The 13,499-nt window shown below is 31.9% G+C and carries 12 protein-coding genes and 8 tRNA genes; 17 read left to right on the forward strand and 3 right to left on the reverse strand.

Going from position 1 to position 13,499, the window contains the following annotated elements:
• Positions 1-43: 43 nt before the first annotated feature.
• The 16 genes from BUB36_RS09145 to BUB36_RS09220 all read left to right on the forward strand — a co-directional run bounded on the left by BUB36_RS09145 (position 44) and on the right by BUB36_RS09220 (position 10,555).
• Positions 44-120, forward strand: a tRNA-Pro gene (locus BUB36_RS09145).
• 120 nt (positions 121-240) lie between these two features.
• A tRNA-Gly gene (locus tag BUB36_RS09150) sits at positions 241-314 on the forward strand.
• 12 nt (positions 315-326) lie between these two features.
• Positions 327-403, forward strand: a tRNA-Arg gene (locus BUB36_RS09155).
• 86 nt (positions 404-489) lie between these two features.
• A tRNA-His gene (locus BUB36_RS09160) sits at positions 490-565 on the forward strand.
• A 126-nt stretch (positions 566-691) separates the two neighbouring features.
• A tRNA-Gln gene (locus BUB36_RS09165) sits at positions 692-767 on the forward strand.
• 109 nt (positions 768-876) lie between these two features.
• Positions 877-952 (forward strand) — tRNA-Lys (locus BUB36_RS09170).
• A gap of 107 nt (positions 953-1,059) precedes the next feature.
• Positions 1,060-1,143 (forward strand) — tRNA-Leu (locus tag BUB36_RS09175).
• A 448-nt stretch (positions 1,144-1,591) separates the two neighbouring features.
• Entirely contained in the window at positions 1,592-2,710 is a 1,119-nt protein-coding gene (locus BUB36_RS09180) for a Rossmann-fold NAD(P)-binding domain-containing protein (protein ID WP_165613059.1), read from the forward strand.
• Between the two features lie 565 nt (positions 2,711-3,275).
• Complete coding sequence (locus tag BUB36_RS09185) at positions 3,276-4,823, forward strand: glutathione ABC transporter substrate-binding protein (protein WP_073149238.1); 1,548 nt, start codon at positions 3,276-3,278, stop codon at positions 4,821-4,823.
• Positions 4,824-4,973: 150 nt separating this feature from the next.
• The gene (nikB, locus tag BUB36_RS09190) at positions 4,974-5,903 is read left to right on the forward strand and encodes a nickel ABC transporter permease (RefSeq protein ID WP_073149240.1); all 930 of its coding nucleotides are present in this window, start codon (positions 4,974-4,976) and stop codon (positions 5,901-5,903) included.
• Between the two features lie 25 nt (positions 5,904-5,928).
• Positions 5,929-6,831: a nickel transporter permease gene (nikC, locus tag BUB36_RS09195; protein ID WP_207550789.1), complete on the forward strand. Its 903-nt coding sequence runs from the start codon at positions 5,929-5,931 to the stop codon at positions 6,829-6,831.
• A gap of 20 nt (positions 6,832-6,851) precedes the next feature.
• Positions 6,852-7,844: an ABC transporter ATP-binding protein gene (locus BUB36_RS09200; protein ID WP_073149242.1), complete on the forward strand. Its 993-nt coding sequence runs from the start codon at positions 6,852-6,854 to the stop codon at positions 7,842-7,844.
• A complete protein-coding gene (locus tag BUB36_RS09205) occupies positions 7,844-8,806 on the forward strand; it encodes an ABC transporter ATP-binding protein (RefSeq protein ID WP_073149244.1) in 963 nt (320 codons plus the stop codon). The genes BUB36_RS09200 and BUB36_RS09205 overlap by 1 nt, the downstream gene beginning before the upstream one ends.
• A gap of 258 nt (positions 8,807-9,064) precedes the next feature.
• Complete coding sequence (locus BUB36_RS09210) at positions 9,065-9,337, forward strand: hypothetical protein (RefSeq protein WP_073149246.1); 273 nt, start codon at positions 9,065-9,067, stop codon at positions 9,335-9,337.
• Between the two features lie 106 nt (positions 9,338-9,443).
• A tRNA-Arg gene (locus BUB36_RS09215) sits at positions 9,444-9,519 on the forward strand.
• 217 nt (positions 9,520-9,736) lie between these two features.
• The gene (locus BUB36_RS09220) at positions 9,737-10,555 is read left to right on the forward strand and encodes a methyl-accepting chemotaxis protein (protein WP_073149248.1); all 819 of its coding nucleotides are present in this window, start codon (positions 9,737-9,739) and stop codon (positions 10,553-10,555) included.
• Between the two features lie 483 nt (positions 10,556-11,038).
• On the opposite strand, the gene BUB36_RS09225 is transcribed toward BUB36_RS09220, so the two are convergent.
• From BUB36_RS09225 to BUB36_RS09240, 3 genes are all read right to left on the reverse strand, one after another.
• A complete protein-coding gene (locus tag BUB36_RS09225; protein WP_131821233.1) occupies positions 11,039-11,491 on the reverse strand; it encodes a transposase in 453 nt (150 codons plus the stop codon).
• Entirely contained in the window at positions 11,488-11,745 is a 258-nt protein-coding gene (locus BUB36_RS09230) for a hypothetical protein (protein ID WP_073149252.1), read from the reverse strand. The genes BUB36_RS09225 and BUB36_RS09230 overlap by 4 nt, the downstream gene beginning before the upstream one ends.
• 559 nt (positions 11,746-12,304) lie before the next feature.
• On the reverse strand, positions 12,305-12,928 hold the full coding sequence (locus BUB36_RS09240) for a hypothetical protein (protein WP_131821235.1): 624 nt from the start codon (positions 12,926-12,928) through the stop codon (positions 12,305-12,307).
• Between the two features lie 381 nt (positions 12,929-13,309).
• Here BUB36_RS09240 and BUB36_RS09245 point away from each other — a divergent pair.
• The coding region (locus tag BUB36_RS09245; RefSeq protein WP_131821237.1) for a DUF4372 domain-containing protein at positions 13,310-13,499 on the forward strand (190 nt) is incomplete at its 3' end.

Consider the following 13,499-nt stretch of genomic DNA (forward strand, 5'->3'; position numbering starts at 1 on the left):
ACGAAGTATTATATATGTTGTATAATAATCTTCGGCAGCTATTCGGGGTGTAGCGCAGTTTGGTAGCGCATCTGGTTTGGGACCAGAGGGTCGCGGGTTCAAATCCTGCCACCCCGACCAATTTAGAAGTAAGAGGTTAGAAGTTGGAAGCTGGACTAGGGTTATATCTGAAGGGTTTAAAATGACTTAAAAGAATGACAAAAGTCCAACATCCAACATCCAACATCTTGCATCCATTACGCGGGTGTAGCTCAGTGGTAGAGCCCCGGCCTTCCAAGCCGGTTGCGAGGGTTCGATCCCCTTCACCCGCTCCAGAATTAACCCTTGTGCCCATAGCTCAGCTGGATAGAGCAACGGCCTTCTAAGCCGTGTGTCCGGGGTTCGAATCCCTGTGGGCACGCCACTAGTTGGAAGTTAGAGGCGAGAGGTTGGAAGTGAGAAAAAAGACTTTAGATAATGTATGTATAATAGATTATGAATAATGATATGGCGGCTGTCGTCAAGTGGTTAAGACACAGGATTGTGGCTCCTGTATGCGTGGGTTCGAATCCCATCAGCCGCCCCAATTAGATAAGCTTAAGAATAAGTTTAAGATTAAGAGGAGTTAGGATGCATATTCAGATGGCATAAAAGACAAAAAAGATAAGACCTAAATGCTAAATCTTAACCTTAATCTTGATTTTTAATACATTGGGGATTAGCCAAGTCGGTAAGGCAACGGACTTTGACTCCGTCATTCACAGGTTCGAGTCCTGTATCCCCAGCCACTTTAAGATTTAGATTAAGACTAAGAATTTAGGGATAGTTTTTGAGGTCTTTAAAAGACCAAAGAGAAATGACTGAAAATATTCTTAATCTTAAACTTAATCTTAACATGACCCATTAGCTCAGTCGGTAGAGCACCTGACTTTTAATCAGGGTGTCCCGCGTTCGAGTCGCGGATGGGTCACCAAAATAGAGGCAAGAGGTTAGAAGTGAGAAGTTGGAAAAACACAAAAGACTAGTTAGGGTTAGACCTTAGTTCTAACATCCAATCTCAAACATCTACCATCTAATCTTGCGGGTATGGCGGAATTGGCAGACGCGCTAGACTTAGGATCTAGTGTCTTGTACGTGGGGGTTCAAGTCCCTCTACCCGCACCACATAAAAAGGCTCTGAGAATAATTATGTTCTCAGGGTTTTTTATGTGTAATTTTTCTAGGTATTCTATAGATATTCCAGTAAAACAGTTAATTTATACATATCAAAAATCCCCAAAAGCTCTGGATATTTTGATATGTATAAATTAAGTTTTACTATGTAAATTTTATATAGAAATTTAAGTAAAGACTTTAATTTATACATGTCCAAAATGCCCAGAAGCATTGCATATTTGTACATGTATAAATTAAGTTTTACTATGTAAATTTTATATATTTGAAAAACCATTTAAAAATTTAGTAATTTCTAGGAATACTATATATAAAACATTGATAAAATATAATAAAATGTAGAGAATTATTTACATTTGTGAAAAGCTGAACCTAATAATATTTTTTATATATGATATATAGAATATAATTTAATAGTGATATGATAGGAGGAAAGTTATTGAAAATTAAAACTATGGGTTTCCCAAGAATGACAAGAAAAAAAGGAGAAAAAAGAGATTTTTTACCAGAATTATTTAAAAAGCTATCTAATTTCAAAGGCATTGATATACTTATTGAAGATGGTTATGGTAAAGGAATGGGATTAACTCATGAAGACTATTTAAATAAAAATTCAAATTTAAAGTTTACTACCCATGATGATATATATAAACAAGATTTAGTTATTGTACTTAGAGCACCAAATGAAGAAGATATAAAGATAATGAAAGAGGGATCAATTCTTATTTCCATGCTCCATTATGATACAAGGCCATTACGGAATGACTTATTAAAATCAAGGGGGATAATAAGTTATTCAATGGATTCCATGGTAGATGATGAAAATAATAGAATGGTGGTAAATTATTGGGGAACTTCTATGACAGGTGCTGCGGTAGCCTTTAATAAGCTCAAAGAAACAATGAAGTATTTTTATTCAGAAGGAAGAAGACCCATTAATGTAGCAATAATTGGTTTGGGTAAGGTAGGCATCAATGCTGCTAGAGCATTTAAAAGATTAAGTGATAAAACCTTTTACAATAAAAAAATTCCTGGTGTTATAATAAAAATACTTCCAAAAAGTATTACTATAAATACTGAGGCATTAAAATATATTCTTAAAGAAACAGATATATTAGTAGATGCAAGCAGAAGAAGTGACCCATCACAGATTATTGTACCTAATTCACTTATTTACTATATGCCAAAGCATTCAATAATATTAGATTTGACTGCTGATCCTTATAATGATGAAGTTGACCCTATACAGCAAAAAGCAGTTGAAGGCATACCTACAGGAACTTTAGAAAAGTATATGATTTATCCTGAGGATGATGTATATAAGACTATACCTGATAAAGTAGATACGACAAATAGACGAATTGTGGCAAGTTGTAATGCTTGGCCAGGGGTACATCCAAGGGAATCTATGTCTACATATGGTAAGCAAATATATCCGTTTTTGAAGATTTTATTAGAAAAAGATCCGTACTCTCTTGATATTAATAGTGAAAATCTCTATGAAAGAGCTTTAGTAAAGTCATCTTTACATTATTTTATGGAAAATTTGAAAAATTAATAGAGCCAATATAAAGTTATTCGTTTATTTAATTAATCGAGAAACTTGCATAATTAACATTAACAATTTTGAAATACAATATGTAGATTACTTTCCTGACTCTCTCTACTACATTTTGCACTCCAAAATTCTTCAAATATATTATGCAATTTCCTCAATTATTAAAATCCTGTATTATTTATCGAAAATAATACAGGGTTTATTAATTTGACCATAATATTGCTGTGATATTTAAAAATACTGGATTGGAAATAATAACCTTACTAAATAATTAAATTTTAGATAATAATATTAACAATAATTAAAAAATGGTATATGACAGTTATTTCAATAAACTAAGCCTGATGTAAAATAGTACCATGGTTTAATCTATTGATTTTTCCATTAATTTTTCTTATCATAGATATTGTCAACAAAAATTGATATATGCCGATTAAATTATTTGAATATTCAAGTGATTGAAATGGTATAAGTTATAGGTAGCTTTTAAAAAATTATTTAGTTTTAAATTTAAAGGGGCCCCTTAAAATTTACAAGAAAAAATACTTTTAGGGAGGAAAACGTTATGATAAAAAATAAGAAGTTCATAATGATTTTGTCAGCAATTATGGTTTTTGCCTTAGTTTTAAGTGCATGTGGCACAAAACCAGCTGAAGAAGGAGAACCAACTGGTGATAAAGCTGTGAAGGATACTTTGGTTATTGCTCAAGGAGCAGATGCTAAATCTCTTGATCCACATGCTACAAACGATCAACCATCTTCAAGAGTTAGTAAACAAATCTACAACACTTTAGTTGAATCAACAGTAGATATGGAGTTAGTACCTGGTTTAGCGGAAAGCTGGAATCAAGTAGATGAAACTACTTGGGAGTTCAATATAAGAAAAGGTGTTAAATTCCACAATGGTGAAGAGTTAAAAGCAAGCGATGTTAAATTCTCTATAGACAGAATGTTAGCATCTAAGAAAGTAGCTCACATAGTTGAGGCTATAGATTCTGTAGAAGTAATAGATGACTATAAGGTTATTATAAAAACAAAAGAGCCATTTGGACCACTTTTAGCTCACTTATCTCATACAGCAACTTCAATAGTAAATGAAAAGGCTGTAACTGAAGCTGGAGAAAACTATGGACAAAACCCAGTAGGAACTGGTCCATTTAAGTTTGTAAGCTGGGAAGCTGGTGACAAAATAACTTTAGAAAGATTTGATGATTACTATAAAGGACCTGCTAATGTTAAGACAGTTGTTTTCAGAAACATTACTGAAGGAACTAATAGAACAATCGGACTTGAAACTGGAGAATTAGATATAGCTTATGAAATTGAGCCAATCGATAAAGACAGAGTTGCTAACCATGAAAAATTACAATTAATTGAAGGACCTTCATTATCAATGGCTTACATTGGTATGAATAATCAAAAAGAACCATTTAACAATGAAAAAGTAAGAAAAGCTATCAACTATGCTATCAATGTTGATGATATAATTACTGCAGTATTAAATGGCGCTGGACAAAAAGCAAATTCACCTATAGGACCTAGAGTTTTTGCTCACAACGATGCTTTGAAGCCATATGAATATGATCCAGCAAAGGCTAAAGAGTTATTAAAAGAAGCTGGATATGAAAACGGATTTCAAACTACAATCTGGACTAACGATAATCCAGTTAGAATGCAAATCGCACAAATCGTACAAGCTCAATTAAAAGAAATTGGAATTGACGTAGCAATTGAACCGCTTGAGTGGGGTAGTTACTTAGAGAGAACTGCTAAAGGTGAGCATGATATGTTCATTCTTGGATGGGTTACTGTAACAGCTGACCCTGACTATGGTCTATACGCTTTATACCACAGCTCACAGCATGGTGGAGCGGGTAATAGAAACTTCTACACTAATGAAGAAGTAGATAAGCTTTTAGAAGAAGGAAGAACAGCTATAGATCCTGAAAAGAGAACAGAAGCTTATAAAAAAGCTCAAGAAATTATAGTAAATGATGCACCAGATGTATTATTATACTATGGAACACAAAACGTAGGAGCTCAAAAATCTGTTAAAGGATTTGAGTTGCATCCAGCAGGACACCATAGCGTTTACGGTGTAAGCTTTGAATAATATTAATCAGATTAATATATCTATGATAACTAAATAATAAGAGTAGGACCTTCTATGGTCCTACTTTTACGTTAGAGAAAAAAATTACAAAAAGTTCATGGCATATACAAAAACGTAATATTTACCGTAAAACCTGAAGGGAGGATAAAAATGCATAAGTATATATTTAGAAGGCTATTACTTCTTATACCAGTATTATTAGGCGTTACATTCATAGTTTTCACTATCATGTCATTTACACCTGGTGACCCAGCACAGCTAATGCTTGGAGAAAGTGCACCACCAGAAGCAGTTGAGCAGCTAAGAGCAGAAATGGGATTGGATGACCCTTTCATTGTACAATATTTAAGGTTTGTTGGTAATGCAATAAAGGGAGACTTTGGTAGATCATATACAACTAAGAGAGAGGTATTTTCAGAGATTTTTGCAAGATTCCCTAATACATTAATTCTAGCTGCAGTTGGTGTAGCTATAGCCGTTGCAATCGGTATACCAGTTGGGATCATTTCAGCTACTAGGCAGTACTCACTAATAGACAGTATAAGTATGATTGGAGCATTGCTTGGTGTATCCATGCCAAACTTCTGGTTAGGACTAATGCTTATTTTAGTATTTTCAGTTGGATTAGGATGGCTTCCATTTGCAGGATTTGAAAGCGCTAAAAGTATAATTTTACCAGCTATTACACTAGGTACAGGAGCAGCAGCGATTATTACTCGTATGACTCGTTCATCGATGCTTGAGGTTATTAGACAAGATTATATCAGAACTGCAAGAGCAAAGGGTGTTTCTGAGAAGAAGGTTGTTAACAAACATGCTCTTAAAAATGCACTTATTCCTGTTATCACAGTAGTTGGTCTACAGTTTGGCTATTTATTAGGTGGAGCGGTTCTAACAGAGACAGTTTTCTCATGGCCAGGAGTAGGTAGATTACTGGTTGAAGCTATTAGACAAAAAGATACACCTACAGTTTTAGCTTCAGTTGTTTTCATGGCTACAACATTTAGTTTTGTAAACCTACTAGTTGATATATTATATGCATATGTTGACCCAAGAATTAAGTCACAATACAGCAAGTAAATTGATTTGAAAAGGAGGTATAAAAATGACTTCAAATGTAGCTAAAGGCACTATGACTGTTGAAAAAAAGAAAAATAAAAAAAGAAGTCAATGGGCTGAAGTATGGAGAAGATTAAAGAAAAACAAAATGGCTATGTTAGGTTTAGCTATATTGACTATATTGGTATTGACTGCAATATTTGCAGATTTTATAGCTGATTATGATAACGTTGTTATAAAGCAGGATCTTGTGAATAAATTACAAGGGCCAAGTGCAGAGCACCCATTTGGTACAGACGAATTTGGTAGAGATATATTTGCTAGAATGATTCACGGAGCTAGAGTATCCCTTAGAGTTGGTATTTTAGCCGTTGGTATATCTATAATCATTGGTGGTACTTTAGGAGCTATAGCAGGATACTATGGTGGAAAGCTTGATAACGTAATAATGAGGGTTATGGATATATTCTTAGCTATCCCAAGTATACTTTTAGCAATAGCAATAGTATCAGCCTTAGGACCTAGTCTTATGAATCTGATGATTGCAATAGGTATTTCTTCAGTACCGTCTTATGCAAGGATAGTCAGGTCTTCAGTTCTTTCAATTAGAGACCAAGAATTTATTGAGGCAGCAAAGGCTATAGGAGCAAATGATTTGAGAATAATTTTAAAGCATATAATTCCAAACGCATTGGCACCAGTTATAGTACAAGGTACTTTAGGTGTTGCAGGTGCTATTCTTTCAACAGCTGGACTAAGCTTTATAGGGCTTGGTATTCAGCCGCCAGCACCAGAATGGGGTGCTATGCTGGCAACAGGTAGACCCTATTTAAGATATGCATGGCATGTAACTACTTTCCCAGGCCTTGCAATAATGATTACAATACTAGCCCTTAACCTTGTAGGTGATGGTTTAAGAGATGCGTTAGATCCAAGATTAAAGCAGTAATCTAGAAGGGAGTGACAAGTATGAGCAAAAAAGAGCTTTTAAAAATAGAAGATTTATCTATTTACTATATAACAGAGGATGGTACGGTAAAGGCAGTAAATGGTATAGATATAAAGTTAAATAAAGGAGAAACTTTAGGTTTGGTTGGAGAAACTGGTGCAGGTAAAACAACTACTGCACTTGGAATAATGAGATTAATTCCAAATCCTCCAGGTAAAATAATGAGCGGTAAAATTGAATTTGAGGGTAAGGATTTATTAAATATACCTGAAGAAGAAATGAGAATGATTAGAGGTAATAAAATCTCAATGATATTCCAAGATCCTATGACTTCTTTAAACCCTGTTATGACAGTTGGTGAGCAGATTGCTGAAGTTATAGAGATTCATCAGGACTTGAATAAACAAGAAGCTATGAAAAAAGCTGAAGAAATGCTTGAACTTGTTGGTATACCAGCAGCAAGGGTGAATGACTATCCACACCAATTCTCAGGTGGTATGAAGCAGAGGGTTGTGATAGCAATATCTCTTGCATGTAATCCACAGCTTCTTATTGCAGATGAACCGACAACTGCATTAGACGTTACAATACAAGCCCAAGTTCTTGATTTAATGAATAATCTTAAAGAAGAATTTAATACAGCTATGATTCTAATTACCCATGACTTGGGAGTTGTATCAGAGGTATGTGATAAAGTAGCTATTATGTATGCTGGTGAAATTGTCGAAGCTGCATCGCTTAAGCAGTTATTTGAAAATCCAAGACACCCTTATACCTTAGGTTTATTTGGATCTATTCCAAATCTTGATGAAGAGGTAGATAGATTAAAGCCTATAACAGGTTTAATGCCAGATCCAACTAATCTTCCAACAGGATGTAAATTCCATCCAAGATGTCCATATGGGACTGATATATGTGCAAAACAAGAACCAAAGGCTATTGAAATTGAAGATGGACATAAGGTTAAATGTTTAATATATGAAGGTCTTGTAGATGCGGAGGTGAAAAGATAATGGCTGATAAAATATTAGAAGTAAAAAATCTGAAAAAATATTTTAAAACTCCAAAGGGAATGCTTCACGCAGTAGATGGAGTGAACTTTTCCATCGAGAGAGGAAAAACTCTTGGAGTAGTTGGTGAGTCTGGTTGTGGTAAATCAACTACTGGTAGAGTTGTGCTAAGACTTTTGGAAGCTACAGATGGAGATATTATATTTGAAGGCAAAAATATTAGAATGTTTGATAAAAGACAATTAAGACAGCTCCGTAGAGAAATGCAAATAATCTTCCAAGACCCATTTGCATCCCTAAATCCAAGGATGACAGTTAGTGAAATTATAGCAGAGCCTTTGATAATACATGGACTAACTAAAAACAAAAAAGAACTTGATAAGAGAGTTTCAGAGCTAATGGAGATTGTTGGACTAGCTGACAGACTTGTAAATGCTTATCCACATGAACTCGATGGTGGTAGAAGACAAAGGATAGGTATTGCTAGAACTCTTTCATTAAACCCAAAATTTATTGTATGTGATGAGCCAGTATCTGCCCTAGACGTTTCTATTCAGGCTCAAGTTCTAAATCTAATGCAAGATTTACAGGAGGAGTTAGGACTTACTTATATGTTCATAACCCATGACTTATCAGTAGTTAAACACTTCTCTGATGAAATAGCAGTTATGTATCTTGGTCAGTTAGTTGAAAAAGCACCTGCTAGTGAACTGTTTAAAAATCCAGTTCATCCATATACAAAGGCGTTGCTTTCAGCTATTCCAGTACCAAGCTTAAAGAATAAAAAGGAAAGAATAATCCTTAAAGGTGAAATTACATCGCCTATAAATCCTGAGCCAGGATGTAGATTTGCTAAAAGATGTCCACATGCAGATAAGTGTACAAATGCAAATTCTCAGCCTGTATTAGAAAATATCGGAAATGAACATTATGTAGCATGTCATATGGTTAATAAGTTAATGTAATGAATAATGGGACAAGGTTGAAGTGCAGCCTCTGTCCCGTTATTTATTTATAGAAATCATTCAAACAAAACATTGAAACACTGGCGGTAGAATAATTAGTATAACGGGTTAACTTAGTATTAATATTTGCTTAATTTATATTTGTAATTTATAATGTAATTATATAATCAAAATCTTGTGACGATTTTTTTAAGAATGTATAGAATTGGAATATGATTAGATTAGAAAAAGTTAACAGTTTAGTGGAAGGGTGATATTATGTCAAGTGAATTGCTTTATCAAATACTTAATGAGTTGAAGACTATAAAATCTGATATTAGTGACTTGAAAACTGGACAATCTAAACTCGAAAAAGGTATGACTAACCTTGAAAAAGGACAAGCTAAACTTGAAAAATCTGTAGCAAATCTTGAAAAAGGACAACAAGAAATAAAGAAAGAAATAAGTTTTATGTGGGAAGATATTAAACGTCTTGATAATAGATTAACTAAACAAGAGCAGCAAACTTATTTATTGAAAAGACTCAAATGAAGAACACAAAAGCTTTTATATTCATTTTAACTTTATATATCTTTATTTATTGATTAATTTAAATAAATATGTTAAGATGTTTTATGTTAAGTTAAATAAAATATCTGCACCCATAGCTCAACGGATAGAGTGCCAGACTTCGAATCTGGGCGTTGGGGGTTCGAGTCCCTCTGGGTGCACCAGTCAAATCCATAATATTGTGGATTTTTCTTTGTTTTTGTTACTTTTATAGTTTAGATGTTTTTTTATAAATTGTGAATATTTATCTAAAGAAAGCATTATAAAATGTTGGAATTCATAATTAAGTTATCATATAAAGAATAGTTATTTTTGAAGGAATTTAGAGAAAAAAAAAGAAGTAATATGAATTAATAGATTAAGATTTATGGAGGGATAAATATGCGTGAATTACTAAAAAGATATGTAGATATAGCATCTTTTGTTAATGACTTTACAGAGGAAGATCTAGCGGTTGCAATAAGTGATAAAGAAAAGATAATAAAATGTGTTCCAGGCAAAAACGTAAAATTACGGGTATCAGAAGGACAATTACTAAATAGCGACTTAGCTTTATTTCAAGCACTTAAACAGAGGAAAAAGGTTACTGTTATGATACCAAAAGAAATACATGGGTTACCTATGACAGCAACTGCGTCGCCTATTATAGATGAAGATGGACAAATCATAGGGGCTATTGCTACTGTGAAAAATATAAGTGACAGAGAAGAACTCTATGATATTATCAAAACACTGGCAAAGTCCCTAAATCAAATGTCACAAACAACAGCACAAATATCTTCTAACGCCAATGAAATAGCAGTTTCGGGAGAAAAGATGATTTCTTATGTAAATAGTGCATTGATAAAGGCAAAGGAAACTGATCAAGTAGTACAATTTGTACAACAAATTGCAAAGCAAACAAATCTACTGGGTTTAAATGCAGCTATTGAAGCTGCTAGAGCGGGGGACGCTGGTAGAGGATTTCAGGTTGTAGCAGAGGAAATACGAAAGTTAGCAATTTCAAGCAATGAATCAGTAGAAAAGATTGGGGATGTATTAAAAGAAATTCGTCATAGTGTAAATCAAGTGCTTCAAATAGTAGAAAACAATGGAGCATTGACACAAGAACAAGCTTCAGGTACGGAAGAAATTACATCAGAGATAAATGAACTATCTAGATTAGCAGATAAATTAGATGAATTTGCCTATAAGCTATAATATTAAAAATTTTTGTATAGGAAATGAAACTTTTTTGTAAAAAATTTCATAGTTAAAATAAAGTGAAATAGAAGGCTAGAAGTAAAATTGAAACTATTACCAGTAAAATTTTAGAAGCAAGAATCAAGCCTGAATGTGATAATTATAATTCAGTCAAAAATATCTATAGAAAATACATAATTTATGCAAAATTATTGACTAAAATTGCATAGATAATGAAGAAAGCAACTTAAGATGAGTATGAAATACTATTTGATTAAATACTAATCTAAAAAAGGGTATAGTATCCCTAGGGACCACCATCAGTTACCTCAAATACTTGAAACACCTCAATTTCCTTAGCTTTATTATTAATGTTTATTTTGAGTTTTACTTTTTGTTTACCAATAAAAAGAGACTTGCTTTTGTGAATATCTACTTTTTCACCAATTTCCTCAGCAATAATTAACCATAGTTCTTTGCTCTCTTTGCATAGATTTCTTTTTATAATAAAATCAACATTTTTTCTTTACATATAGCTATATTATCTATTGCATCGTTACCACTGTCTAGCCTTAAAAGCAGAGGATTAGAAGTAATTGCTTTAGAGTATTTAATACTTTTTCTTAAAAACTCAGGTGTGTTTTTCTGACAATGCTGACTACCTTTTCTAAGCTCAGCATTTACACAGTAACCTTCCTCACCTAGATATGCAAATATAGGAGCATAGCCATCGAATTTTTTATATGTATAACTTACTCCTTCTTTTTTCGTATCTGAATTATCGAAAGGAGATACATCTACATCAATTGAAATGTAATAATCAATACACGGAGTTAGCTTAGCATTCATTGATTTAAGAAGTTTTGCAGATTCTTCTTTTATAATGGACTTAAATATTTCTGGAGCTAAATCCATTCTTTGTCTCAATCGTGAACAAGATGGAACTTTTTCTATATCAAGTGTCCCTTGAAAAAAGGGTCATCACGAAATTCTTCTATATATTGAAAATCATTTTTACCTTGGCATAAAAGACCTAAATAACTTCTTGCAATATCACTATTACTAATTCTTGTACCCTTTAGAATAGCTACAGGTATTTTATTAAGTCTTTCATTTAAATTTGTTTTATCTAAAAGCGCACCCGCAAGTGGTAATCCACCTATCGGCATTATTTCTTCATCAGATTGAACAAATATAAATTTTTGCATGTCCTTTACCCTTTGTATATTATTGTATTTTTATTATATCACCTATTGGGTGAAAGACTAAATACATTCAAAGTATTATATTTTCAATTTTTTCAGAGTTTTCGACTATTATTTATCACGGATTCAGGTGATAAATAAAATGCCAGATTATATTTACATAAATTGCAAAATGTGTTATTATTTTATTGTTATATTTAGCTGTTTTTAGTATTAACACTGAATAAAATATGGAAAGGAATTTAGAATATGAAGAAAATGTTTTATAAAGAAAAATTTATAAATTTTCGCAACAGAACAGTTAGTCTAGTTAATATTATATTTGCAATTACAATTTTAATTAGCTCTATTTATAAAGGTATATCATCTTGGTTTGTTGTATACTTTTTTTTATTCATACTTTTATTTAATCTTTTATATTTTGTTGTTAAAAAAAGGATATTTGAAAGTACATTATTTGGTTTTTTAATTTTTTTATTAATTTATTATATTTCAAAATGAGGTTTTCGATGATAATTCAAAACTGTAATTATGTATTAAAAGTCTGATTCATAAAAATTACTTAAAAATCACTTGGATAAGCTATTACATAATCAAATGTTGTTTTTGTGTATTTTACTGGAACTATGTCGCCTATAAAGAATGATTTATAAACATCATAATTTGCTGTTGCTCCAGCACTACTTCCATTGGAATCTACGTATTGCTCAAATGATAGATTTTCAGTACCTCCACCAACAGACATAGATTCTGTTCTAAAAGATGTTGAGTTTATTTTAGTGATTTTATTCTCTTTTATATTTACATCTATTCCGACAATAGCGATATACTCTATCGTATAGCCTTTTTCAAATTCTATTAATCTGTATTTTTCCTTTTCTTTATAATAATCACCATTAGCAGCAAGTAAAGATATGTCTCTATTTGAACTTAAAGTTTTAGATGAGATTACTTCTTCTTTTTCTTTCACTATTTTGAAATTTTTTTTCAACATTTGTTTGAACTCTTTAATACCAATTTGAGATATATAATTTTTGATTTTTTGTTTTTGAATATTATCGAGTTTTTCAAACTTTTCTAAATCTATTTCAATAGTATCGTTACCATTTAAAACAACTTTTATATCTTTTAAATTAACATCATCAACTAAAGAATTAGCATATACACTGCTTTGAGAAACCATCATACATATTAAGAATATAAGCAAAAGGTTTTTTTAAAACAAAGATATTTTTTTCATTTTAACGTCACTCCTTAAAAAAATTAAAATTTCATCGAAAACCTCATTAAAAAGAATAACATTCATAAATTAAAAAAAATGTAGAAAAAAGGAAAATGTATATACATTTAACAAATTCTTAAAGTAACTTACAATTACGAATATTCAAAAAAACCAAAGTATTCCGAAATATTCTTAAACAATATCCTAAATTTATATTTACAATCACTAGTGTTGCATAAAAAATAAAAACAAAAGTCAAGGAAAAAAAACAGAAATTTAGGGATTTTTTTGCCAGATAAAATATGATAAGATAAGTGAAAAGGTAGTCCTTGTTCAAATTTTCTAATGAAAGGACAGAAAGAAAAAATGAACAAGGATAAAAAAACAACACTTGATTTTATCATAAATCTCTTAAAAAAATCTTTAAAAATTTTAAAAATTTTGGGTATAGATAAATATGTTAAGAAATTTACTGTTTCTAAATGTATTGCTCTTATGATATATGCACAAATAGAAGAACTTGAATCACTTAGAG

Origin of the sequence: Paramaledivibacter caminithermalis DSM 15212 (assembly GCF_900142245.1) — a bacterium.
GTDB lineage: Bacteria > Bacillota > Clostridia > Peptostreptococcales > Caminicellaceae > Paramaledivibacter > Paramaledivibacter caminithermalis.

Excerpts from the sequence above, each read along its gene's own strand:
- BUB36_RS09185 (WP_073149238.1), top strand. The coding sequence starts at position 3,276 with ATGATAAAAAATAAGAAGTTCATAATGATTTTGTCAGCAATTATGGTT.
- nikB (WP_073149240.1), top strand. The coding sequence starts at position 4,974 with ATGCATAAGTATATATTTAGAAGGCTATTACTTCTTATACCAGTATTA.
- nikC (WP_207550789.1), top strand. The coding sequence starts at position 5,929 with ATGACTTCAAATGTAGCTAAAGGCACTATGACTGTTGAAAAAAAGAAA.
- BUB36_RS09200 (WP_073149242.1), top strand. The coding sequence starts at position 6,852 with ATGAGCAAAAAAGAGCTTTTAAAAATAGAAGATTTATCTATTTACTAT.
- BUB36_RS09205 (WP_073149244.1), top strand. The coding sequence starts at position 7,844 with ATGGCTGATAAAATATTAGAAGTAAAAAATCTGAAAAAATATTTTAAA.
- BUB36_RS09210 (WP_073149246.1), top strand. The coding sequence starts at position 9,065 with ATGTCAAGTGAATTGCTTTATCAAATACTTAATGAGTTGAAGACTATA.
- BUB36_RS09220 (WP_073149248.1), top strand. The coding sequence starts at position 9,737 with ATGCGTGAATTACTAAAAAGATATGTAGATATAGCATCTTTTGTTAAT.
- BUB36_RS09230 (WP_073149252.1), bottom strand. The coding sequence starts at position 11,745 with ATGCAAAAATTTATATTTGTTCAATCTGATGAAGAAATAATGCCGATA.
- BUB36_RS09240 (WP_131821235.1), bottom strand. The coding sequence starts at position 12,928 with ATGATGGTTTCTCAAAGCAGTGTATATGCTAATTCTTTAGTTGATGAT.